Genomic DNA, 24,047 nt, shown 5'->3' with positions numbered 1-24,047 from the left:
CCTACCAGTCATCATCATCTGAACTATAAAGTCCATTTGTAATTGCATCTGAATCAAGTAAGAAAAGAGCATTATTAATAACCCTTTGACCTTCTTGGATTCCATCTATAATCTCATATTTATTTGATGAAATTCTTTTTGCAGTAACTTCTATTGGTTCATACTCTGACTCAGAAAGGTATTGGAAAACATAATGTTTACTTCCTTTTTGTAAAACTGCTGTCTTAGGTAAAGTTAGAATTTCTCTGTTGATTTGCTTTATATCAACTTTAGCAAACATATTTGGCGAGTACTTTAAGTCCTTGTTATCTATCACAAGTCTTACATCAACACTTTTATTTGTTTCATCTATTGTAGGATAAATATAATCAACTGTTGAGATAACTGGTTCAGCAAAACCATCAATATAAACTTTTGCTTTAAGACCTTTCTTTACAAAAGATAAATCTTTTTGATATACACTTGCGATAACCCAAAGTTTTTTTAATGATGCAAGTTGAACTAAAAGACTTCCTTTTTTTACAAAGCTTCCATTGTTTATCTCTTTTTTAATAACTACAGAATCATAAGGAGCATAAAAGGCAATATCATGGATATACTCTTTTGCCTCAATAATTCTTTTTATCTCTTTTTTATGAACGGCTAAAGCTTTTAATTTATTTACATTACTTTCAACTAAACTTTTATTAAATTTTTTAGCAATATTAATCTCTTGAATAATTGAACTAACTTCATCTGAATAGATTGAAAAAAGTGCTTCATCTTTTTTTGCCATAGAATAAAGTTTATTAGCATCTAATTTTGTTATATATCCATCAAATCTACTTACAACATCAAAAACTCTTGACTCATCAAATGCTAGACGTCCATAAAAGCTTTTTAAAGGGCCTATTTGCTCTTTTTTAACTTCTGTGAGCTTTTTATTGAACAACTGCTTTACTTCAAGAATTTCAGCATTTAATATGTAAGCCCCTAAAAATAGGGCTAGTATGTACTTTTTCATTTATTAACCTTTGTAAAATAGATAGAATTTGATAAACTTGTGAAATATTTCTGTTTTTCATCAATCGCTTTTAGTTTATACTTGATTAATTCATTCAAGTTTCTAATTAACTGTTTTGAATCAATTTGCTTCAATGATGAAAATCTGTTATAACTTTCTAGTGTTTTTTGAATTTGATTGTATTTTGGAATTATGCTTTCATTTAATTTTTTATATGAATAAAAAGCATTATCTATATTGTCTTGTAAAATTTTAATTTGATTTGTAAATTTTAGTTTTGAATCTTGTAAAAGATTTTTATATTCATTTGCTTTGAATTTTGCTTTTCGCGCTTTTATATCTTCACTTCCATAAATAGAAAGTGGAATTGCAACACTTATATTTATATAGTCTTCATACTTACTATCTCTTTGGAAATATTTAACTCCAAAGTTTATATCTGAGTTTTTCTTTTCCTCTTCAAATTTTGAAGTAGTATTAAACTTCTCAATATTTTTTTCAATTTGCAAAATCTTAGGGTGTGAATCAATATTATTTACTAAAGTAAGTTTTTCTAACTCAGTACTGATATCTATATCTTTAAACTTTGTGTATGTTAGTTGTTCTAACTGAAGTTTAAAAACCCTAAGATTATTGTTTAGTTTTTGTTCGCTTATATCAAGCTCATCATATAAAGTTTGCACCTTTAATATGTCAATTTGGCTTGCTTTATTGTACTTATAAAACTCTTCTAAAAGTTTTTGTAGTTCTGCAATATTTTGTTTTAACTTAGAAAAAAGAGCAACTCTTTCTTCAACTAATTTTATATTGTATATATACTCATATATTTTTGATTCTAGTTCAAGCTTTTTATCAGCTAATACTAACTTCGAAAGCTCATAGTCATCTCTTGCAATCTCTTCTTCTAACTCTTTTTTATCTCCTATTGGTATCATTTGATTAAGACCAATAAACTGCGCTTGCATAGGCTCTAAATCTCTTTTAGAAATATCATCAAATTGAATATCATTTGCACCAAAATTCAAAATCGGATTTTGCCATTTTCCTGCAAGGTCAATTTGTTCTTTTGCTAAAAGAATTGATTGTTCTAAAGCTTGTAGTGAACTATTTGTATTAATAGCTTCATTTACTACTTGCTTTACTTCCTTTGCATAAATAGAACTTGTCAATAGACTTGACAACAAGATGAGAGTAAGAGATTGCTTTAACATTATAAATTCACGCTAGATCTAAGTTTGTGTACTTTTCCATCAGCAGTTTTAAACATTAAATGATACTGCCATGTACCACTCATTGAGAAGTTGATTAACATTTTATATTTACCATCAACTAACTTTGCTTTTCCAACATATTCCATATATGGCATACCAGGCATTTCTGGCATAAAGAATTTTGCTTTTACCTTTGCATCTGTTACAGGCTTACCATCTTTTGCTAATGTTACATAAAAGTTGTTATCTCCAACTACTAATGACTTTTCAGACTTTAAAGTCACGTCATATCCGTTTTTGCTCCCATTTAAATCAATTGGGTCTGCATTTAAAACACCTATAAAAAGTGCAATCATTGAAAAGATTTTCAATAGTTTCATTTTGTCTCCTTAGATTTTATTCTAAGAAGTGTAGTTGTTAAATATGGAAAGTGTGTGGAAAATTAAAATTTAAAAGTGAAAGTAGTCTCTTTTCTCTCTTGAGATTTTACATCAAAACTTATATCATACTCTTTACAGATATTTTGAACAATATTAAGCCCAATACCAAAACCACCCTGCTCTTTTGTGGCTCTATAGTATCTGTTGAAGATATCATTTAGTTTTTTCTTTTCAATCCCTATTCCTGTATCTTTTATACTAAGTGTTGAATTCTTTAAAGTAATAAAAACTTCACCCTCTTTTTTATTGTATTTAATTGCATTTGAAAGGATATTGTTAAACAATCTTATAAAGTCATTTTTATCTATTTTATAAGAAAACTCTTCTAAATCTAGGTGAATAGTTATCTTTCTTTTTAAGGCTATTACTTCAAAATATTTTAGTTGCTCTTCTATTAAAGCTTTTAGTTCAAGTTCATGAACTACCCTATTTTCATCTTTCTCTTCTAAAAAAATATAGGTTAAATCACTATAGATTTCAGAGATTCTATGAACTGCTAGTTTTACTCTTTCAAGCTGTTTTTTTGTGAGATTATCACTTTCTGATGACATCAAAATAGCACTTATTGGAGTATTTAATTCATGGGTTGTGTCTTTGATAAAGTTGTTTAGTTTTTCTCTTTCATCTTTGATAGGTTTTATAAATAGTTTTGCTAAAAAGAAACCAATAAGAGCAATAAAAGAGTAAGTGATTAAAAATACTACTAAGACTTTGTTTCTAGTAGTATGAACTAAAGAGTGGAAGAGTTTATCTTTTATTACAGTATGAAAAATACCTAGATGTCCAAAGGTAGAGTTATCTACTAATATATAGTTGCTATCTTTTTGATAAAAGCCATTTTCTAGTTTTATTTTGTCATTAAAATTTCCAAGGATTTTTTTACCTTCTCTATCATAAAAAGCGATTTCATATTGCTTCATATTTAAATAATCATCAATATCCAGTTTTGAGTCCATCATATGTGAAAAGATGATTCTTGAAGATAATTGAGAAGAGATATTCTCCATTTTTGTTTTTGCTAAATCAAGATGTAGTGTCTTTTCATTTTGGTAATATAACAATGATAATAACAGTAATAAAATAAATGAAGCCCCTAAATATAAAGACAGAAATCTTATAAAGGTTACTTTTTCACTTCTAGTTAAATCTATGGTATACTCCTTTTGAAAATTGATTATAGCATTTTCCACATAACTTCCACGTGTAGTTTATATACTTTATTATGGAGTTTAAAAATGAAAATATTATTACTAGAAGATGATACCCTTTTACATGAAATTATTGAAGAGTTTTTAGAAGAGTTAGAGTATGAAACAGTTTCTACTTATGATGGGCAAGAAGCCTATGAGCTTATCTTTGAGCAACACTTTGATTTACTTATTCTAGATGTAAATGTACCTTCTATAAATGGCTTTGATTTATTAAAAAACCTTAAAGCAAACTCAATAGATATACCAACTATTTTTATAACTTCACTTCACACTACAAAAGATATGGAAACAGGTTTTAATGCAGGAGCCGATGATTATATAAGAAAGCCTTTTCACCTAAGTGAGTTAAAACTTAGAATTGACAATATCAAAAGACTAAGAAAAATAGAATCAAAGGAAGAGCAGAAGATAAATGATGAAATCTCTTACAACTATGATTTAAAAGCCATTCTTTTAAAAGATGAAAAGTTTCAACTATCAAAGACAGAAGCAAAGGTTTTTGAATACCTTTTAAAACACTCAAATAAAGCAGTTTCTATAGAAGAGATAGCCCTTAACAATTGGGTTTATGATGAAGCCCCAACGGATACTACAGTTAGAACATATATTAAAAACCTAAGAAAGATACTTGGCAAAGATTCAATTATAAATATCAAGGGTGTTGGCTATAAACTAGAGTTCTAACTTAAATTTAGATAAATTTTTATAACTAACTCTATAAACTTAAGAAAATAGTGGCTATACTTATTATTTAATTTGCTATAAAGGCCACAAAATGGTAAAGAAACTACTGTTAATCTTTATTTTTAGCATCTGTGTTTTTGCTAATGAAAAAAATATGCCCTCAATAGTTGACCTAACTTGGTTAAAACAAAATATCTCAAATTCAAATCTTGTATTATTGGACTTAAGAAAAAAAGAGCTTTATGAAAAAGACCATATAAAAAATGCAGTTAATATCCCTGCTTTAGAGAATCTTTTTGCTGAAAAATTCTTTATGCCAAATATTGAACAACTCCAAGAACTTTTCTCTAATGCTGGAATCAAAAACGACTCTTTAGTTGTTGCATATGATGATGGAAGTTTTATCTGGTCAGCAAGACTTTATTGGATACTTGAAATTCTAGGACACAACAACGTTGGTGTTTTAAATGTAGGCTATAAAAACTGGGAAGAAAATACCCTAACTCTTAGCTCTAAACCTTTTATTCCTAAAAAAAGTAACTTTACTCCAAGAGTTGACAATACAAAAGTTCAAACTAAACTAAGTACCCTACTTTCTATTGGTAAAAAGACAATTATTGATGGAAGAAAAGAGTCTCACTACTTAGGTAAAGAGTCTATTGCAAAAAGATTTGGACATATTCCTACAGCACAAAACTATGCTTGTACACAAAACTACCAAGTTACTAGTACAGGGAATAAGATTAAAAATCTTGATGAGTTAAAAACTGTATATAAAGATATTCCAAAAGATAAAGAAATAATCCTTTATTGTGACGGTGGAGCTGATGCTGCATTAAACTATATTGTGCTTCAAGAACTAGGATATAAAGCTAGTGTATATGATGGTTCATGGGCAGAGTGGGGAAATGACGAAGCAGTTCCTATAGAAAATCCTTCATTATAGTTATGACACAAAAACAGTACAGAGGTTCAATAAAAAGAAGACTTACTTTAATGATTTTACTGGTTACTTTGATAACTGGTACAGTAGGATATTCTGGTTTTGTTTACTGGAATATGAAATCTCAGTATGACAAAACAATTGAGCTATCTCGTACTGTTGCAAAGGTATTAAGTCAAGATATTGCAAAACTTATCTTACTAAAGAAAGTAGCTGTTGCAGCAGATATTACAAGTAAGCTAAAGTCTTTTGATAATATTGACTCAATGGTTCTATATAAAACAGATAAAAAAGCTGTTTTCCAATATAGTAAAGACAATAAAAACTTTGAAGCAAAACCTCTAAAAGATGATTTTGAAAGAATAAGCAGTATTAAAAACAACCTTTTAAAACTCTATGTTGATGCCACATATCAAGGCACAAAACTAGGAGTTGTTGAACTAAACTTTAAAGTAAAAACTCTAGGGGATGTAGTAAAAAGAGATATTCCTATTTTAATCTCTATTTCTATAATCCTTTTACTTTTATCTTTTGCCCTTGCAAACTTCTTTGCTAAACGATTTACAAAACCTATTTTAAAACTAGTATCTTTTTTAAGCAAGATTGATATTATCGATTCTTTAAAAAATAGAGCCCATACAAATGAAGATAATGAAATAGGCAAACTTTATGATGAAATCAACTACATGCTTCAAAGAATTGAAAACTCTCAAAAAGCTGAAAAGATAGCCGCTGCTGCTTTTGAAACTAGAAGTGGTATGATGATTACTGATGCAAAGGAAAGAATTCTTCAAGTAAATAAAGCCTTTACTAAAATCTCTGGATATGAAAAAGAGGAAGTTATAGGAAAAACTCCTAGTGTTTTAAGATCTGGATATCAAGATGAAAACTTCTATAAAGAGATGAAAGAAAAACTAAATAAGTATAATCACTGGAGTGGTGAAATATATAATAAACACAAAGATGGAACAATCTTTCCAGAACACCTAACTATCCAAGCTGTTTTAGATGATGATTTAAATGTGATTTATTATGTTGCTTCATTTATTGATTTAACTATTCAAAAAGAAACAGAAGCAAAGGTTGAATACCTAAAACAGTATGATTCTTTGACTGGATTAGCAAATAAAGAGATGCTTTTAAATGAAATACAAACTCACCTAGACAAAAAAGAGCAGTTTAGATGGGGAGTACTTCTTTGTTTTGATTTAAAAGATTTTAAGATGATTAACGATGCTTATGGTTATAGTGTAGGAGATAAAGTACTTGAGGTAATCACTTCAAAAATAAAGAAGATATTTAACGATGCTTCAATCATAGCTAGAATAGCAGCCGATGAGTTCGCTGTTTGGTTTCCACATATTCACGAACATAAAAACCAAGCCTCTATTGAAGCCAAACTTTTAACAGAGTTTTTAATATCTACTTTATCTGAGCAAATAAAAATAGAAGACAAAACAATAAACCCTATAATCTACGCAGGACTATCTATTTATAACAAAAACTGCAACAATGCAAATAAACTACTAAAACAAGCAGATACAGCTTTACATCAAGCAAAGAAAGAGGAAAAGAGCTTCTCATATTTTGATAAACAAGCACAGAGTATGGCACAAAATCATCTTGATACTTATTCACAACTAATCAAAGCTATAAAAGAGGAGCATTTCAAGCTTTATTATCAACTACAATATGATGATGAAAATCGTGTATATGGAGCAGAAGCTTTAATCAGATGGATACATCCAGAAGAAGGAATGATTCCCCCTGATACTTTTATTCCTACTGCTGAAAAGACTGGTTTGATTATTCCTATTGGTTCATGGGTTATAAAAACAGCTTGTAAACAGCTAGAAACATGGCAAAAAAGCAAAGAAACATCAAATTGGGTCATTGCTATTAATATTAGTGCAAAACAGTTCCTAGAGGAAGATTTTGTATCTGTTATTGAAAAGTATCTAAAACAATACAATGTAAAATCAAATCTTCTAAAAGTGGAACTAACAGAATCCATACTTGCAAAAAGTCTTGAAGAGGTAAAAGATAAGATGCTTAAAATAAAAGAGTTAGGGGTTCAAGTCTCTTTAGATGACTTTGGAACTGGATACTCATCTTTACAATACCTAAGAGAACTACCTTTAAATCAAATCAAGATAGATAGGTCTTTTGTAAACAATATCTTAGAAAACAAAGCTGATGAAGCTATTGTTAAAAGTATACTTCTATTTGCTGAGGCTTTAGACTTGCAAGTTGTTGCAGAAGGAATTGAAACTAAAGAGCAATATGACTTCTTAGTTAGCTTAGGTTGTAAGCTATTCCAAGGTTACTATTTTGCAAAACCTGTAAAGATAGAAGAAATAGATAGTATTAGTAAATAAAAAAATAGCTTAAGTATGCTGTTGTGAAATAGCTAATACTCATACTTAGAAATAAAAATCCGCTCTCATATTTTAGTGTCATAACTTCCCCTTTTTTATATTTGATAAGATTATTTTATTAAGGGTTGGTTTCATTTGGATTACAAGTGGGTAATACTTTTTTGTTGAAAAAAGAAGAAAAAGTATGATACCTTTTTATTGAAAAAGGTATCTCCAAAAGCAACCACGGCTTCAAAGCTTGCTAAAGCAAGTGCCTTCGTATTTGAAAACTATTTGCTATGTTGCGGAACTCATAAATAAAAGTGAGTTAGTCACTTTTATTTCTTCAAACAGTCCTCACATATTTCGCAAATACTTTACAAATCCTCAGCTTTTGCAGATGTGGAGAATAACAGCCTATTAAATAGTTTTTAGATAAAATAAATCATTATTTTTATGGAGAAGATATGAAAGATATTGTTAACTCATTTAAAGCACACATGTATGAAAGAACTTCTAGCCCACTATTGGGAGCATTTATTTTTTATTGGATTATATTCAATTATAAGTTCCTAATTGTTTTATTCTCTGATTTAAAACCTATTGAAAAATTTAACGAAATCTCTTCAAATGTTTATCCTTCATGGATAGAACAATATGGATGTGGATTAGCTTTACCAATTATCGCAACACTTCTTTATATTCTATACTTTCCAAAAATATCAAATAAAATTCATGAAAAATGGATTGAGCATCAAAACGAATTAAAGAAAATTAGTAATAAAAGAGTTCTTACATATGAAGAATATGGAGATTTACAGCGTAGATTTACTGAATTAGAACTAAGCTTTGATGAAACATTTAGTAAAAAAGACAATGAGATAATAAATCTTAAAAAATCAATTGATAAAAAAGAAGAGTTAAATAATCAAACGAAAGACTTACATATAAAGCAAATTGAAGAATTGCATAATAAATACAAAAAAGAGATTAATGAACTAAATAATACTATAAATAGCATCGCTAATAACTCTATTTCAACTAATAATACTAGCTATGACTTATCTCCTAATGAAAGTAAAATCATGTATTATATAGGTAATGACCCTAAAAACCATACTACTCAATTATCAAAAACATCACAGATGAGCCTAATCACTCTCGAACACTTAATTGATGGATTAATTGAAAAAAATCTTGTTGAAAAAGTAAAAGGCTATGAAGATGGAACTTTCTCATATAAATTAACTAAAGAAGGAAGAAAAGCTTACGTTAATAATGGTGATTATATACCATTTTAATTTAAAAGAGTTTTTATAATTGATATTTTGGAAGAAGTTCAAGGCGAGAGTGGAAACTTTTGTAGGAGTTTACTGTAGTAAATGACTGGAAAAGTTTCTGCGATAACGCAGAAATTTCCCAAAAGAGCTTTATAAAAACTCTTTTTTAGAAGTCGTCGAAGTCGATACTACCTTTCGAGTAGTTAACTACGTTCCCTTCAAAGAAGTTAGTTCTCTGATCATTAAAACTTGCATATCCATCAACCCAAGGAATAGGATGCTTCACATTATACTCAGGAGCATAACCAACAGCTTCAAGTCTTCTATCTGCAAGATATTGGATATATTGAGTGATAATAGCGTCTGTAAACCCTAAAATCTGTCCTTGAGTAATATATGCACCCCAAGAAGCTTCAAGCTCTACAGCCTTTCTAAACATACCTCTTACAGTTTGCTCTAACTCAGCTGTAAATAGTTCAGGTCTCTCTTTTCTAGTAGAGTTAATCATGTTTTGGAAAAGAAGTAAGTGAGTTACTTCATCCCTTTGAATAAATCTAATCATCTGTGAAGAACCAAGCATTTTCCCTGATTTTCCAAGGGCATACATAGCAGCAAATCCAGCGTAGAAATATAGACCTTCTAAGATTTGGTTAGCAAACATTGCTAAAACCATCTTTTCATCAGTAATATCTCCTGCTAAGTTATGATAAACATCTGCAATATAGTTGTTTTTTTCTCTTAGCTTTTCATCTGTTTTCCACTTCTCATAAATCTCATCTGTATTATCAGAAATAGACTCAACCATAACTGCGTATGATTTTGAGTGATTTGCCTCTTCATAAGATTGTCTTGATAAACAAGCATTAATCTCAGGAACAGTGATATATGGATTGATATTATCCATTAGGTTATTTGTTTGTAATGAATCCATAAAGATTAATTGAGAAAGTACTAAATCATACATTCTTTTTTCTGCTGGACTTAGATACTTATAATCCTTAGCATCACCAGTCATTTGTACTTCTTTAGGGAACCATGTATTTGCTTCCATTGTATCCCAAAGATTTAAAGCCCATTGATACTTCATCTTTGTGAAGTTAATCATTCCATCTGGATTTCCACCGAAGATTCTTCTTTCGTTGAAAGTCTCTTTAGAATCTGGATTATATATCGTTTTTCTACCCACGTTTGTTTTACCTCTGTTTTTTTGACATTATATATTTTAATTTTAGACTTTTGTATGTAAAAAGTGTAAGGTTATCTTATTGACAACCTGCACACTCCATACTTCTGTCCTCAACATCATTAGAAGCCTCAGGAGATTGAGATCTTAAATAATAAGTTGATTTAAGACCTAGCTTCCAAGCTGTAGTATAAATCTCATGTAGATATTTACCACTTGCTTTTTCTAAACTCATAAAGATATTTGTACTTTGCCCTTGGTCAATCCATTTTTGTCTAACAGCAGCAGCTTTAATAATATCTATTTGATCTACTTCATATGCTGGTGTATAGTAAACCCAAGTTTCTGGGCTTAGGTTTGGTACAACTACAGGAATAAGTCCTGATAAGTTCTCTTCAAACCACTTTCTTTTATAAACTGGCTCAATAGCTTGTGTTGTTCCTACAAGAATTGAAATAGATGATGTAGGAGCAATAGCCATTAGGTAACCATTTCTCATACCATTTGCTTTTACTTGCTCTCTTAATGCATCCCAATCATATCCTGCATCAAATAAATCTTTGTCTACAAGTGCATTTACAGCTTGTGGAGCGTGGTCATGAGGCATAATACCTTTAGACCAATTTGAACCATCAAATGTAGGATAAGTACCCTTCTCTACTGCTAACTCAGATGAAGATTTAATTGCATTATATGAAATCGCTTCCATAATTGTATCAATCTTTTTAAAGTGGTCTTCACTTCCCCATACAAGCTTTTGCTCTGCAAGCATTTGAGACTCACCCATAACACCAAGACCAATAGATCTTGATTTTAGGTTTGTTGCTTTTACTTTTCTTAGAGGATAGAAGTTTAAGTCAATTACATTGTCAAGCATTCTAACTGCAATTGGAACAACTCTTTCAATATCCTCTTTTGTAAAGATTCTAGATAGATTTACTGAAGCTAAGTTACAAACTGCTGTATCTCCATCAATCTTCTCTTTTTCAACTATAAATACTTTTTTACCGTTGATAGAGTCAAGTGCAGTTACTTTGTTTGCTTTCTTCTCTTGTCCACCATCTACTAAAACAATATCTCCTTCTTCGTATGTTTCAATTGTTCCATCTTCAAACTCTAATCTAATCTTATAGTGGTTAGGGTTTGTATTTTGGAAAATCTCTGTACAAAGGTTTGAAGATCTAATATGACCTACGTGTGCATTTGGATTAGCTCTATTTGCATTGTCTTTAAAGCATAAGAATGGGCTTCCTGATTCAAAGTAAGAAGTTAATATCTTCTTCCATAAATCTTTTGCTTTGATTCTATCTTTTGTAATAGACTCATCATTTTCATACTCTTCATATCTTTTCTTGAACTCATCACCGTGAAGTTCTGATAAATCTTTTACTTCATGTGGGTCAAATAAAGTCCAATGAGAATCCTCTAAGATTCTTTCCATAAATAGGTCAGTAATCCATAATGAAGGGAATAAGTCGTGTGCTCTTCTTCTTTCTTCACCAGAGTTTTTCTTTAAGTCAATAAAGTCTGTAATATCCATATGCCATGGCTCTACATATACTGCAATTGCACCTTTTCTTGTACCTAATTGGTCAACTGCAATTGCAATATCATTTGTGATTTTAAGGAATGGTACAGTACCACCAGCTGCACTTTTATGGTCATCAATCATCCCACCTAAAGCTCTGATTTGGTTCCAATCCCAACCAATACCTCCACCATACTTAGATAGTAGAGCCATCTCTTTATATCCATCAAAAATACCTTCGATGTTATCAGGAGATGAACCGATATAACAAGAACTTAATTGATGTCTATTTGTTCTAGCATTTGATAATGTAGGAGTTGCAAGCATTACTTCAAATTTAGATACTACATCATAGAACTCTTTTGCTCTTTGTTGCTTATTCTCTTCATTTTGAGCTAAGAACATAGCAATAGCCATAAACATATGTTGAGGAAGCTCTATTGGGTTTCCTTCTTTGTTCTTGATTAAATATCTGTCATATAAAGTTTTAATTCCAAGATAGTTAAATAGTAAATCTCTATCTGAATCAATATAGTCATTTAAATCATCTAAGTCATAGCCTTCACCAAGATTAGGGATTAATCTTCCTGCTTCTTTTCCATACTTTAGATACTCTTTTAAATGGCAATATGGCTCACCTTTAATACCATGAGTTGATTTCCCAACTCTATGATAAAGGTCAAATAAAAACAGTCTTGCAGCAACAAATGTCCAGTTTGGAACATCTATGTCTATTTTCTCTACTGCTGTCTTAATTAGCGCATCTTGGATATCTGCAGAACTCATCCCATCAACAAACTTAATTTGTGCGTCAAGTTCCAACTCAGATTGAGATACTCCATCTAAATCTTTTGTTGCATCGATTGTCATTTTCTGGATTTTAGTAATATCTAAAACCTCTTTTCTCCCATTTCTTTTTTCAATCATAATTGCCATATTGCTTGCCTTTTTCGATTATAAATTATTTATTTTTTAAAAACTCTGTTGAAAATTGCATCTACATTTTTAGTGTAGTATTCGTAGTTGAAACACTCTCTAATTTGCTCTTCACTTAATTTAGCTCTTAAATCTTCATCAGCTAATAGGTGTCCTAAGTATAGTGATTCACCATTTTCATTTAGAGTTGGTTTTCCTTGTTGGATTTCTTCCCAAACTTTCATTGCATTTCTTTGAACGATTTTATATGCATCTTCTCTTGAAACACCAGCTTTTGGAAGTTCTAATAATACTCTTTGAGAGAATACTAATCCACCAGTTTGGTTTAGGTTTTTCATCATGTTTTCTGGCATTACTGTTAAGTTTGCGATTACATTGTTCATTCTGTGAAGCATGAAGTCAGTTGTAATAAATGCATCTGGTAACCAGAATCTTTCACTTGATGAGTGAGAAATATCTCTTTCATGCCATAATGCAACGTTTTCCATTGCAGGAATAGCGTGAGCTCTAATTGATCTTGCAAGACCAGTGATATTTTCAGTTAAGATAGGATTTCTTTTGTGAGGCATTGCTGAAGAACCTTTTTGTCCTTTTGCAAAATACTCTTCTGCTTCATAAACTTCTGTTCTTTGTAAGTGTCTTACTTGAACTGCGAATTTTTCAATTGAAGAAGCCATTGTAGCTAATGCTGTTGCAAGTCTTGCATATCTGTCCCTATGAACAACTTGGTTTGAACAAGGCTCAGGTTTTAATCCTAATTCAGCCATTGCATACTCTTCAAGCTCTAAAGGAGCGTGAGCAAAGTTACCCATAGCACCAGAGATTTGACCTACAGAAATAACTTCCATAGTCTCTTCAAGGTTTTGAAGGTGTCTAGCCATTTCGTCATACCATACTGCAAGAGTAAGACCAAATGTAATAGGCTCACCATGAATACCATGACTTCTTCCTACCATTAAAGTGAATTTGTGTTCTTCAGCTCTTTTTTTAATAGACTCCATTAACATCTTTACATCATCAATAACGATTTTTAAAGAGTCTCTCATTTGTAGTGCAACACCTGTATCAACTGCATCTGAAGAAGTCATTCCATAGTGGAACCATCTTGACTCTTCACCAAGTGACTCAGCAACACTTGTATTAAATGCAATTAAATCGTGTTTTGTAACAGCTTCAATCTCTTCAATTCTCTCTACAGAGAAAGTAGCATTTTCAACGATTTTTTTACAATCTTCATCAGGGATAAGCCCTAATTTGTTCCATGCTTTAACTGCAGCTTTTTCTACTTCAAGCCATGCAGCATATCTTGCATGTTGTGTCCAATGTTTTTTCATTTCTTCTCTGGCATATCTTTCAACCATTTGCAAATCCCTTATTATCTATATTTGTTAAATTTTATTAAAAACTTCTCATTTTTTTAGTATGATATGTTATCTAAATTAGCCAAAATTTTATATTAATTTTTGTATATTTTTTGCCTAAAATTTTACTTAATTTCTAGGACACAATATTGCCATTCACTTTAAAAAAATTTTCAGTTACTAAGGGAAAAACAATCCAAATTGCTTTACTGCAGGATTTAACACTAAGCCCCAAAATATCGAGCCGTATGCTTAGTAAGAACAGGATATTCAATAGTAACAAAGTACCTTATAAAATATCACAAATTATAGAAGAAGATTTTATATATATGGCTGTTTTTGAGGGACATACAAGGGGGCTTAAACCTCTTGTTACTTTTTCTGATTTTGCCATATTTGATAAGCCTTCAAACTTAATGATTCACCCTATTTCTAAAAATACTGAATACTCTTTACTTGATGAAATAAGATATCACTTTGGAGACAAAGCAAATCAAGCTCATAGAATTGATGCAGAAACTTCTGGTTTAGTTTTAGTAGGACGAAACAACAAAACAACAAATGCTCTTGCTACAATGTTTGAGAAAAAAGAGTATAAAAAAGCTTACTTAGCTATTGTAAAAGGAAAACTTGAAGAAGAGTTAACTATTGATAAAAACCTAAAAAAAGAGGGAAAAGCTATTGGAGTTAGAATGGCTACTTGCTCAAAAGAAGAGGGGAAAGAGTCAATTACAAATGTGAAACCTCTAAAATACAATAAAGAAAAAGATATAACTCTTGTAGAAGTAAATCCTATTACAGGAAGACAACATCAAATAAGAATACACCTTAACTCAATTGGGCATACTATTTTAGGTGATCCTATTTATGGAGTTTGTGATGAAGTGGCAGAAGAGTATTTAAATAAGACTATAAAAGATGAAACAAGGGTTGAACATAGTGGTTCATATAGATTATGGTTACAGGCAAACTATTTAGAGTTTAGCTACAAAGGTGTGATTTATAAGATTTACTCAAAGAATAAGGATATCTATAAAGAGTTTGATAACTAGTCTATTTTAAAGACTATATCAAACCTTGCTCCTCTATAAACCTTTCCATTATACTTATATGACTCATTAAAAGCTTTTATCTTTGCATTATGATGGTCTGTAAGTATTTGGTAAACCATAGAAAGCCCTATTCCAGTTCCAACACTTTTATGTTTTGTTGTAAAGTATGGTTCAAAGATTTTATCCATGCTATCTTCTTTAATACCACCTCCGCTATCTTTAATACTAAGAACAAAATCATCATCAATAACTCTTGTATCTATAAATAGAAGTTTATCATCATCATTTTCAAGGTCTTTTAGAGCATCTTTTGCATTGTTTATGATATTTATTAGTGCTTGAATTAACTCATTTTCATAACCATCAATTTTGATATCATCTACTTTATTGATAATTACATTGATATTGTTGTTTACAATTGTTGAATTTAAAATCGAGAAAGTCTTATCTATAACAGAAGAGATAAAAATATCACTTTTTTTATCCCCTTCTCTAATAAAGTTTCTAAAATCATCAATAGTTTTTGATAGGTATTGAGTTTGTTCAATAATCACATCCATATCTTGTAAAACCTCATCTTGACTCTCTATAATACCAAACTCATTTCTTACTTTAATACCACTTGCAACCGTAGAAATCGCACTTAAAGGCTGTCGCCATTGGTGAGCTATATTTCCTATCATCTCCCCCATAGAAGCTAGTTTTGATTGAGACTCTATTAGTTTTTTGTCTGTAACATCTTTAGCACTAATAATAACTCTTTTTTTATCAGGTAATAAAGCAATAGACATATTTGTAACAATAACCTTTTCATCTTTTACAATGCAGGCTTTCTCAAAGTTTTCTACAGAGCCATACTTTAAAGTATCTTCCATTACTTTTTTTGCTGATTCTTTATCTTCTGGCATAGATAAACCAATACAAGATTTTGTAAGAAGTTCTTTTCTTGTAAAACCTGTCATTTTTAAATATGAGTCATTAAAATCTAAGAAATTACTCTCTAAGTCTAACATTGCAAGACCATCTTTTGAGTAGTTAAAGATAGTTTCAAACTCCTCTTTTTGTTCTTGTAATATTCTTTCAAACTCTTTTCTAGCTGTAATATCAGTATGAGAACCTACCATTCTAAGCGGTTCTGAATTTTCATCTAAACTTGCTTTCCCTCTTGTTAACACCCATCTATAAGAGCCATCTTTAGCTTTCATCCTAACTTCAAGGGCATAAGGAGTATGTTCAGGATTGTAAAAGTGCTTTTCTAAGTGATTTTTAACAAGTTCTCTATCATCTTCATGTAAAAGATTAAAAAAAGTTTTAGGACTGTTTTCTAGTTCATTCTCTTCATAATCAAGTATTTTTTTCCAATTCTTTGAAAAATAGGCTTCATCATTTTTAATATGCCAATCCCAAATACCATCATTTACTCCATCCCATGCAAGTTGAAGTCTCTCTTTTAATTCATTTAATTGACTACTTGAAGCTCTTACTGCTTCAATCATTCCATTTATTGTTGAGCTAAGATTTGAAATCTCCTTAGGAGCATCAGTTGATAAAAACTTTACAGGGATACCATCTTTATCTCTATTTTCAATATTTTTTATAATATTAAAAATATAGTTTAAAAGGAAGTATCTTATGGCAATAAATAAAAAGATTGTCATAAAAATAGATAAAAAAATCACATTACTAACATTATCTTGAATAATTTCATCAAGCCTTTTATTTATCTCTTTATCAGAACTGTACATATACATTTTACCGATAACCTTGCCACTATCATCTAAAACATTGAGCTCACTACTATATGAACTAGCTGAAAGTAATTCTCTATGAATTTTACTATCACTTGCATAATCAACAATCAAACTATTTGAATCTCTTATTTTTCCAGAGTAAAAACTCTTTTCTCCAACAATTTCTGCCATTTTATAATCATTTATGATAATAGCAATAACATTTGGATTATTCATTTCATTAAAAATAACATTACTATATTCATGGGCAGAATATGAAAGAATAAAATCTTTAATATTGTTATTTAGCTTTGAAAGAGTAAGTGAAGAGTTATATTTAACATCATTAATCATATCATGTTTTGTTGTTATATATTTATAAGTTGAGTATAAACCAACTACAAATACAACTGTAAATGTAATTATAAAAAAGAGTATTACATAGATTGAAACCCTATTTTGCTTCATTGCTTATTCCCAAAACATTTCTTTTTATTTCTTCTAGTTTAATATCAATATTTTCACTTGAAATAGCTAACACTGATAATTGTATGTTTTTTTGAACATATTGTTTATTTAAATGAGAATCAAGAGTTTTAACTGCTCTTTCACCAATTAAAAAAGGTTGTTGCATACCTGCTAAAATAATTGTACCATTAGGAATAAGCTCTAAAAACTCTGGCTCTGCATCAAATGTAAGTAAATAAACTTTTCTTTTTGACTCTTTTATAGCCTTTAAAGCACTTTTGTATTTATCTGAACCTTGTAGCCAAATAACTTTCATATTAGGATATGATGAAAGTAAATCTTTTGTATGAAAATATGTCTCTTTTGAAGAAAAGTCTACTTGCTGTCTCATGTCAGCACTTTTAATACTATCTTCTTTTAAAGCTTTCATGAAACCTGCAGTCCTTAGCTTTCCATTTTCTCTTTTTTGAGGAATTGCTATTATTCCAACACTACTTTCAGTAATATTTTTTTGTTTCATAAAATTAGTTAAATATTTACCAAGTTTATATGCCCCTTCAAAGTTATCTGAAGAGATGTACGATAAATATTCACCACCATCCGTACCAATATCCGCAATAACGACAGGAATATTTGCTTTTTTGATAAGTTTTAAAACTGTTACGCAATTTGAAGAATTTGTAGGAGAGATTACAATTCCTACAGGTTTTGCTTTGATTGCTTTGATTGTATTTTGTAACTCTTTTTTTGAACTATTATCTGAACTAAATACTTCAAGATCATAAGTTAAATTAGTACTACTCTCTTTTACTCCCTTAGCTATTATTTGCCAAAATGGAATTGAAATATCTGGTGTTAAATAAATAATTTTTTTTTGATTATTAGCAAAAAGAAAAGTTGCTAAAAGGGCTATTAATAGTAATATTTTAATTTTCAAGAGTCAGTCCTTGATCTAAAGTAATTAATTTTATCAAATTATGATTGTGAGTTAAATAAAAATAAGTTTTTTGTTACTGAAATGTAATAGAAAAGATAACACCTTTATATTGTTTTTTATTATAAGTATAATCACAATTTTCAACTTTTATTGAAGCATTTGCTTTTTCTAATATACTATAAGTCATATAGAGTCCAAGCCCTGTGCCTTGGGACTGATGCTTAGTTGTAAAATAAGGTTCAAATATTTTATCTATTATATTTTTATCAATTCCACCTGCATTATCTTTTATAATTATTTGAACTTTTTTATCTTCATTTTCTTTTACATCTAAAAATATAAATTTTTCTTTTTGTTGTTGTTTTAAAGCATCAATAGAATTATTAATAATATTTATTAAAGCTTGAAGAAGATTATTTTGTCCACCTAATAATTCTCTATCTATACTATTATTTAAAACTAAAGTTATTTGTTCATTCTGAATAGAAGAATTTACTAGTCTTGATAAATTATCAATTAAATCTTTTACATTAAATTTAGATGATGAGTTTTCACCTTTTATAAACTGCCTAAAATCATCAATTGTCTGAGATAAATATTTAGCATTTGATAAGATAAGTTTCCCCTCTTCTAAAACTTTTTTCTTATCTAAGGTTCCTAATTCATCATAAACTTCCCAGCTTGTAGTAACTACAGTAATCACACTTAAAGGTTGCCTCCATTGATGGGCAATATGCCCTATCATCTCACCTAAAGCTGCCATTTTTGACTGCTCTATTAAAAGTCTTTCTTTACTTTTTATATCGGTAATATCAATGATTGAAGAAATTCTTACATTTTTACCACTAAGCTTTAGGTTTGCACCCTTTCCTAGTGTTTGGATATTTTTTCCTTTTGCAGTTAAAATCTCTAACTCATATGGCTCTTTTACAGTTGCAGTAATTTTACTTCTTACAAGTTTTCTATAATCTTTTGCTATAAAATTTAATAAATCCTGCCCTATCATCTCTTCTTTAGATGAGTAACCAAATAGCTTAACAGCAGAATCATTTACTTCAATACACTTTCTATTTTCAGTAATTAAAATAGCTTCCATAGTTGAATTCATAATACTTTCTATATCTGCATATGAGTCTTTTAATCTTTCATTATATTTTTTTAAAATATTTTGTCTATAAACAAAAACAGCTAAAATAATCACAAAAGTAAAGAAAACTAAAAATACTAACTTATAATCAATCTTTTTTTCAACAACAGTTGTTTGAATCCAATTTGCATTTATATCTTTTTTTTCCTGTAGTGAAATAGAATTAAAAGCTTTATTGATTATAGAAAGTAACAAAGGCATATCTTTTTGTATTAAATAGTGATGTTCTATGTCAAAGATTGTAGTTCCTGCAACCTTTAAATTTTTTAAGTGTAGTTCAGAAACATAATATAAAGAAGTTGCAATATGACCTACAAAAGCATCTGCTTTTCCATTTTCCACTGCAATTAGAGCTTCTGGAATATCCTCTGTTATTAAAAGATTCATCTCAGGATAGTTCTTTACTATAAAGTTGTAACTTGTATAGGATTTAGGAACAGCAATTACTGCATCTTTTAAATCCATTAAATTCTCTAAATAAGTATATCTATCATCGGTTACAATTACAAAAGGATATTTTGCGTATCTATTTGAGATTAATCCTAACTGTTTTTCTTGGGGACTTGAACCAACTCCAGGAACTAAGTCAATTTTTCCTTCTTTGAACTGTTCTAAAACATGGGGCCAAGATTTTGAAGGGACAAACTCAAACTTTAAACCTGTTCTTTTTGCAACAAGTTCTAAATACTCTCCCATAATACCTTTCATCTTATTATCTTCAATAATTGACAAAGGCTTCCAGTTTACTTCACTATATTTTACTATTGGATTATCTCTTATAAAAGCTACTTCCTCTGCTGTAAAATCTATTTGGCTATCAAATCTATTATTGTTTATCCATTTTTTTGCTAAATAAGAGAACTCCTCTGGTTCTATTCTTTTTAAAGACTTTTCTAGAATATCTCTTAAAATAGAGTTCTCTTTGTGGGTTGCAAATCTTAGGTCTTCTTTTTTAATAGCAGTAAACTCTCCAAGTACTTGTAATGTATAAAAAGTATTAGCACTTATTGCTTTTTGTCCTGTTGTATATGAAGCTAAGAAATAGTCAGCTTTTCCTGTAACCACAGCTTGAGCTTTTTCAAAACTTGAATCAAGTTCTATTACTTTTATTCCAAGTTCCTTTAATAGTTTTATATAAAACAATCCCCTACTAACAGCAACTACTTTACCTTTTAGGTTCTTTGCACTTTTAAAGTTTGTATCTGATTTAAGTCCAAAAATAAAAGTAGGTATTTCATAATAAGTAGTTGTAAAAAGAGCATATTTTGAACGTTCTTTAGTGTAAGAAATCTCTGAAATAACATCAACTCTTTTTTCTTTAAAACTACTAATTGCCTCAGACCATTTTGAAGTTTTTATATCAAACTTTAGTCCACTTATTTTTTCTACTCTTTTTAAAATATCAAGCGTAAAGCCTTTGTGGACACCTCTAGTTTCATAAGAGAAAGGTTCAAAGTTATTAAGCATAGAGATTGAGACAACTGGATTTTCGGAAATCCATTGTTTTTCTGCTTTATTAAAAGCTTGTGCATAAAGAGTTGAAAGGAAAAGTAAAAAAAATAGAAAAACTCTTTTAAAGCACATTTTAATTCCTAAGTAAATTTAGTATTAAAATTTATTATAACTTCTTTAAAAGCCTCCTTAAGAAATCTGCTTATATTATAAGTTAGTAGTATACTTTGTATACATTTTATGAAAGACTTAGAGTAACTTTCTGTAAAATTCTTTTTAAATCCTCTTTATCCTGTTCAGTTAATGCTTCATAGGTCTCTTTTTTTAACTCTATTAAATCATCTAAACAATCAAGTAAAACCTTTTCACCTTTCTCTTCTAACTTAACAAGCATACTTCTTTTGTCATTTGGGTTTGCTTGTCTAGAGATATAACCTAAAGACTCTAACTTTTTAAGAACCTTTGTCATTCCTCCTGAAGAAAAGATAATAGCTGAGTATAACTCTGTTGGTGATAACTCTTTACCATTAAAGTATAAAGAAGCCAAAACATCCACATCTGAATGAATCAAATTATACTTTTGTTTAAACATTTGCTCATTCTTATTAAAGTTATGTTTGTAAATTAAAGTAATAGGCAATGAGATATTAAACACATCATAACCCTCTTTTTGCTTCATATTTTCAAAAAATTTTTCTATATATTGTTTATCCATGAAAGAATTTTAACACAAAGTTAATTAAAATCTTTTATCTTTCTAGAAAGACAGTTTTAAGTTTTTATATGATATCTTTCTGGAAAGATAAAAGGAGGCTATTTGAAAAAATCAATATTAGCAATGTTTTTACCTCTTATTTTATTAGGTCAAAACCTAGATGAGTTAGTTGAGTTATCATTAAAGAATCAACTTATCAACTCTTATGAATATGATACAGACTCAATAAAAAAAGAGTACGAAAGTGTAAAGAGTTCTTACTACCCAAAACTAGATGTAAGTGCCACTTATTCAAATACAAATGAAGAAACACCAAGTGTTCCAAATGATGGAATAAGAAGTTCAGCAAGCATAAATTTTGTTTTATATGATGGAAATAAAAGATCGAATACTTTTAGCAAATACAGAAGTAACATCAAAAGCTCTCAAGAGAGTTTAAATTCATCAAAAAACCAAATTGCTTTAGATGTTTCATCTTATTACTTTAACTATCTTGCTTTATTAGCTCAAAAAGAAGCAAAATTAAAGCAAATAGACCAATTAAAAGCACAAGAGGAGAGACTATCTAAGTTTTTAGCTGTTGGAAGTACAACTAAAGATGAAGTAGAAAAAATCATTTCAAGAGTAGAGAGTGAAAATGTAAACCTACACTCAATTGAACTTGATTTACAAACTATTTTATCTAACCTTGAGTATATAACTGGGAAAAAGATATCTATCTCAGAAGGTTCTATGATAAAAGATTATCAAGTGACACAAGACTCTCAAAGAGCAGATATCAAAGCTTTAGAGTATGATGTAAAAGCACAGTTTGATAATGCAAAAGTTGAAAAAAGTGGTTACCTTCCTACTATCACTTTAGACAACACATATACAGACTATGACTACAACTACGATAATTCTGCCTATGAATCTATTGAAGACCAAAACATATTTTCTGTAAATATGAAGTGGAACCTTTTCTCTTTTGGAGAAACAAAAAATAGATATGAAGCACAATACAAAAAATACTTAAGTCTAAAATCAAGATATGAGTATGAAAGAAATAGAGCAAACACTGATTTACAATTAGCTCAAAGAGCATTTAATATTGCAAAACTAAAAGTAAAATCAGCAAATGCGAGTTTAAAAGCTGCAACAAGTGCCTATGAAGTAATTAAATCAAAATATGAAAATGGTTTAATTGAAAATGTTGCATATCTTGAAGCTTTAAGTGAAAAATACGATGCGATGAGTCTATTAGAGTTTGCAAAATATGACTTAGAAATAAAAAAAGCAAATATTATCTACCACAGTGGAGAAAATTTAAAGGATTATATTAGATGATAAAATCAACGAGTAAAAAAATATTACTACTTACAACTATTGCTGTTGTAGCTTTTACAGGATGTTTTCAAGGGGAAGCAAAGGACACAAAACAACAAACTTCACCTCAGAAACCTGCCTTACCTGTTCAAGTTTTTAAAGTAAATAAAGAGAATAATACAACAAACAAAACTTATCCAACTATTTTAAAAGCTTATGAGCAAGTAAATATTATGGCTAGAGTTTCTGGGGCATTAGAAAAGAAGTACTTCAATGAAGGTGATTTTGTAAAAAAAGGAACACTGCTTTATAAAATTGAGCCAGATATCTATTTAGCAAACCTAAATATGAAAAAAGCAAACTTTACAAAAGCAAAAAAAGATTATGAAAGAGCTAAGGCTTTATTTAAATCAAAATCTATTAGTAATCAAACTTTTGATGACTATACATTTCAATATGAAAGTTCAAAGGCTGCATTAAAAGAAGCACAAATTAATTTAAACTATACAAATGTAAAAGCTCCTATTGATGGAATTGTAGGTCTTAAAAATCACAGTATTGGAGATTTAGTAGGTTCAAGTGCTGCAAATTCACACTTAATAACTATCACTAACACAAATCCTATTCATGCTGAGTTCTCTTTACCAAAAGATGATATGGATAGTTTCCTTGGTCAAATTAGAGCTAATAAAGTAAAAGTTAACTTACTTGCTAATGGCAAAACTTATAATAGTGGCGAGATAGATTTCATAGCTGCAACTATTGATTCAAATACTGATACTTTACTTTTAAGAGCTAAGTTTAAAAACCCTAATAATGAGCTTGTTGTAGGTAACTTTACAAAAGTTGAGCTTACAAATCTTTCTTTAGGTGAGGTTTTTATTATTCCTGAAAATGCCGTATTAAAAACTGCAAAAACAAGTATGGTTTATGTACTTGATGAAAATAATATTGCAAAAGTTAGACCTGTAAAAACTGGAAGTTTAGTTGAAAAAGGAATAGTTATAAAAGATGGTTTAAAAGTAAATGAACAAATTGTAATTAGTAACCTTGCAAAACTAAGACCTAATACAAAAGTTCAAATTGTAAATAAAGAGAAATAGT

At 29.5% G+C, this 24,047-nt stretch carries 18 protein-coding genes; 7 read left to right on the top strand and 11 right to left on the bottom strand.

Features of this window, described 5'->3' with window-relative positions:
- Position 1: 1 nt before the first annotated feature.
- The 4 genes from CRV02_RS07565 to CRV02_RS07550 all read right to left on the bottom strand — a co-directional run bounded on the left by CRV02_RS07565 (position 2) and on the right by CRV02_RS07550 (position 3,844).
- A complete protein-coding gene (locus tag CRV02_RS07565) occupies positions 2–1,003 on the bottom strand; it encodes an efflux RND transporter periplasmic adaptor subunit (protein WP_129089809.1) in 1,002 nt (333 codons plus the stop codon).
- Positions 1,000–2,172 carry a TolC family protein gene (locus CRV02_RS07560; protein WP_164968976.1) on the bottom strand — a complete coding sequence of 391 codons (1,173 nt, stop codon included), beginning with the start codon at positions 2,170–2,172 and terminating at the stop codon, positions 1,000–1,002. The genes CRV02_RS07565 and CRV02_RS07560 overlap by 4 nt, the downstream gene beginning before the upstream one ends.
- Before the next feature lie 41 nt (positions 2,173–2,213).
- Positions 2,214–2,594 carry a FixH family protein gene (locus CRV02_RS07555; RefSeq protein ID WP_129089807.1) on the bottom strand — a complete coding sequence of 127 codons (381 nt, stop codon included), beginning with the start codon at positions 2,592–2,594 and terminating at the stop codon, positions 2,214–2,216.
- Positions 2,595–2,656: 62 nt separating this feature from the next.
- Positions 2,657–3,844 carry a HAMP domain-containing sensor histidine kinase gene (locus CRV02_RS07550; protein ID WP_258239252.1) on the bottom strand — a complete coding sequence of 396 codons (1,188 nt, stop codon included), beginning with the start codon at positions 3,842–3,844 and terminating at the stop codon, positions 2,657–2,659.
- A gap of 45 nt (positions 3,845–3,889) precedes the next feature.
- Between CRV02_RS07550 and CRV02_RS07545 the strand changes: the two genes are divergently transcribed.
- The 4 genes from CRV02_RS07545 to CRV02_RS07530 all read left to right on the top strand — a co-directional run bounded on the left by CRV02_RS07545 (position 3,890) and on the right by CRV02_RS07530 (position 9,150).
- Entirely contained in the window at positions 3,890–4,549 is a 660-nt protein-coding gene (locus tag CRV02_RS07545) for a response regulator transcription factor (protein WP_129089806.1), read from the top strand.
- 91 nt (positions 4,550–4,640) lie between these two features.
- Complete coding sequence (locus tag CRV02_RS07540) at positions 4,641–5,495, top strand: sulfurtransferase (RefSeq protein ID WP_129089805.1); 855 nt, start codon at positions 4,641–4,643, stop codon at positions 5,493–5,495.
- A gap of 50 nt (positions 5,496–5,545) precedes the next feature.
- Positions 5,546–7,870: an EAL domain-containing protein gene (locus CRV02_RS07535; RefSeq protein WP_164968975.1), complete on the top strand. Its 2,325-nt coding sequence runs from the start codon at positions 5,546–5,548 to the stop codon at positions 7,868–7,870.
- A gap of 446 nt (positions 7,871–8,316) precedes the next feature.
- Positions 8,317–9,150, top strand: a complete 834-nt coding sequence (locus CRV02_RS07530) for a hypothetical protein (RefSeq protein WP_129089803.1) — start codon at positions 8,317–8,319, stop codon at positions 9,148–9,150.
- A 145-nt stretch (positions 9,151–9,295) separates the two neighbouring features.
- Here the strand turns inward: CRV02_RS07530 and CRV02_RS07525 are convergent, their stop codons facing one another.
- The 3 genes from CRV02_RS07525 to purB all read right to left on the bottom strand — a co-directional run bounded on the left by CRV02_RS07525 (position 9,296) and on the right by purB (position 14,137).
- The gene (locus CRV02_RS07525; protein WP_129089802.1) at positions 9,296–10,315 is read right to left on the bottom strand and encodes a ribonucleotide-diphosphate reductase subunit beta; all 1,020 of its coding nucleotides are present in this window, start codon (positions 10,313–10,315) and stop codon (positions 9,296–9,298) included.
- 76 nt (positions 10,316–10,391) lie between these two features.
- The gene (locus CRV02_RS07520; RefSeq protein WP_129089801.1) at positions 10,392–12,776 is read right to left on the bottom strand and encodes a ribonucleoside-diphosphate reductase subunit alpha; all 2,385 of its coding nucleotides are present in this window, start codon (positions 12,774–12,776) and stop codon (positions 10,392–10,394) included.
- Positions 12,777–12,805: 29 nt separating this feature from the next.
- Positions 12,806–14,137 carry an adenylosuccinate lyase gene (gene purB / locus CRV02_RS07515; protein ID WP_129084068.1) on the bottom strand — a complete coding sequence of 444 codons (1,332 nt, stop codon included), beginning with the start codon at positions 14,135–14,137 and terminating at the stop codon, positions 12,806–12,808.
- Between the two features lie 329 nt (positions 14,138–14,466).
- On the opposite strand from purB, the gene CRV02_RS07510 reads away from it, so the two are divergent.
- Complete coding sequence (locus CRV02_RS07510) at positions 14,467–15,189, top strand: RluA family pseudouridine synthase (protein ID WP_258239251.1); 723 nt, start codon at positions 14,467–14,469, stop codon at positions 15,187–15,189.
- Here CRV02_RS07510 and CRV02_RS07505 read toward each other — a convergent pair.
- From CRV02_RS07505 to CRV02_RS07490, 4 genes are all read right to left on the bottom strand, one after another.
- The gene (locus tag CRV02_RS07505; RefSeq protein ID WP_129089799.1) at positions 15,186–17,387 is read right to left on the bottom strand and encodes a PAS domain S-box protein; all 2,202 of its coding nucleotides are present in this window, start codon (positions 17,385–17,387) and stop codon (positions 15,186–15,188) included. The genes CRV02_RS07510 and CRV02_RS07505 overlap by 4 nt on opposite strands.
- Entirely contained in the window at positions 17,374–18,324 is a 951-nt protein-coding gene (locus tag CRV02_RS07500; RefSeq protein WP_129089798.1) for a substrate-binding domain-containing protein, read from the bottom strand. The genes CRV02_RS07505 and CRV02_RS07500 overlap by 14 nt, the downstream gene beginning before the upstream one ends.
- Before the next feature lie 73 nt (positions 18,325–18,397).
- Entirely contained in the window at positions 18,398–21,055 is a 2,658-nt protein-coding gene (locus tag CRV02_RS07495; protein ID WP_129089797.1) for a transporter substrate-binding domain-containing protein, read from the bottom strand.
- Positions 21,056–21,161: 106 nt separating this feature from the next.
- Positions 21,162–21,638 carry a MarR family winged helix-turn-helix transcriptional regulator gene (locus CRV02_RS07490; protein WP_129084072.1) on the bottom strand — a complete coding sequence of 159 codons (477 nt, stop codon included), beginning with the start codon at positions 21,636–21,638 and terminating at the stop codon, positions 21,162–21,164.
- A 102-nt stretch (positions 21,639–21,740) separates the two neighbouring features.
- Here CRV02_RS07490 and CRV02_RS07485 point away from each other — a divergent pair, with 102 nt between their 5' ends.
- Both CRV02_RS07485 and CRV02_RS07480 read left to right on the top strand, forming a co-directional pair.
- Entirely contained in the window at positions 21,741–22,964 is a 1,224-nt protein-coding gene (locus tag CRV02_RS07485; protein ID WP_129084073.1) for a TolC family protein, read from the top strand.
- Positions 22,961–24,046, top strand: a complete 1,086-nt coding sequence (locus tag CRV02_RS07480; RefSeq protein ID WP_129089796.1) for an efflux RND transporter periplasmic adaptor subunit — start codon at positions 22,961–22,963, stop codon at positions 24,044–24,046. The genes CRV02_RS07485 and CRV02_RS07480 overlap by 4 nt, the downstream gene beginning before the upstream one ends.
- Position 24,047: the final 1 nt, after the last annotated feature.

The sequence above is a fragment of the Arcobacter sp. CECT 8989 genome (assembly GCF_004116715.1).
Taxonomy (GTDB): domain Bacteria; phylum Campylobacterota; class Campylobacteria; order Campylobacterales; family Arcobacteraceae; genus Halarcobacter.
This window is presented reverse-complemented; position numbering and strand designations above follow the sequence as displayed.

Coding starts and splice junctions, on each gene's coding strand:
- CRV02_RS07535 (WP_164968975.1), top strand. CDS start 5,546: ATGATTTTACTGGTTACTTTGATAACTGGTACAGTAGGATATTCTGGT.
- CRV02_RS07520 (WP_129089801.1), bottom strand. CDS start 12,776: ATGGCAATTATGATTGAAAAAAGAAATGGGAGAAAAGAGGTTTTAGAT.
- CRV02_RS07530 (WP_129089803.1), top strand. CDS start 8,317: ATGAAAGATATTGTTAACTCATTTAAAGCACACATGTATGAAAGAACT.
- CRV02_RS07545 (WP_129089806.1), top strand. CDS start 3,890: ATGAAAATATTATTACTAGAAGATGATACCCTTTTACATGAAATTATT.
- CRV02_RS07555 (WP_129089807.1), bottom strand. CDS start 2,594: ATGAAACTATTGAAAATCTTTTCAATGATTGCACTTTTTATAGGTGTT.
- CRV02_RS07505 (WP_129089799.1), bottom strand. CDS start 17,387: ATGAAGCAAAATAGGGTTTCAATCTATGTAATACTCTTTTTTATAATT.
- CRV02_RS07480 (WP_129089796.1), top strand. CDS start 22,961: ATGATAAAATCAACGAGTAAAAAAATATTACTACTTACAACTATTGCT.
- purB (WP_129084068.1), bottom strand. CDS start 14,137: ATGGTTGAAAGATATGCCAGAGAAGAAATGAAAAAACATTGGACACAA.
- CRV02_RS07510 (WP_258239251.1), top strand. CDS start 14,467: ATGGCTGTTTTTGAGGGACATACAAGGGGGCTTAAACCTCTTGTTACT.
- CRV02_RS07495 (WP_129089797.1), bottom strand. CDS start 21,055: ATGTGCTTTAAAAGAGTTTTTCTATTTTTTTTACTTTTCCTTTCAACT.
- CRV02_RS07540 (WP_129089805.1), top strand. CDS start 4,641: ATGGTAAAGAAACTACTGTTAATCTTTATTTTTAGCATCTGTGTTTTT.
- CRV02_RS07490 (WP_129084072.1), bottom strand. CDS start 21,638: ATGGATAAACAATATATAGAAAAATTTTTTGAAAATATGAAGCAAAAA.
- CRV02_RS07565 (WP_129089809.1), bottom strand. CDS start 1,003: ATGAAAAAGTACATACTAGCCCTATTTTTAGGGGCTTACATATTAAAT.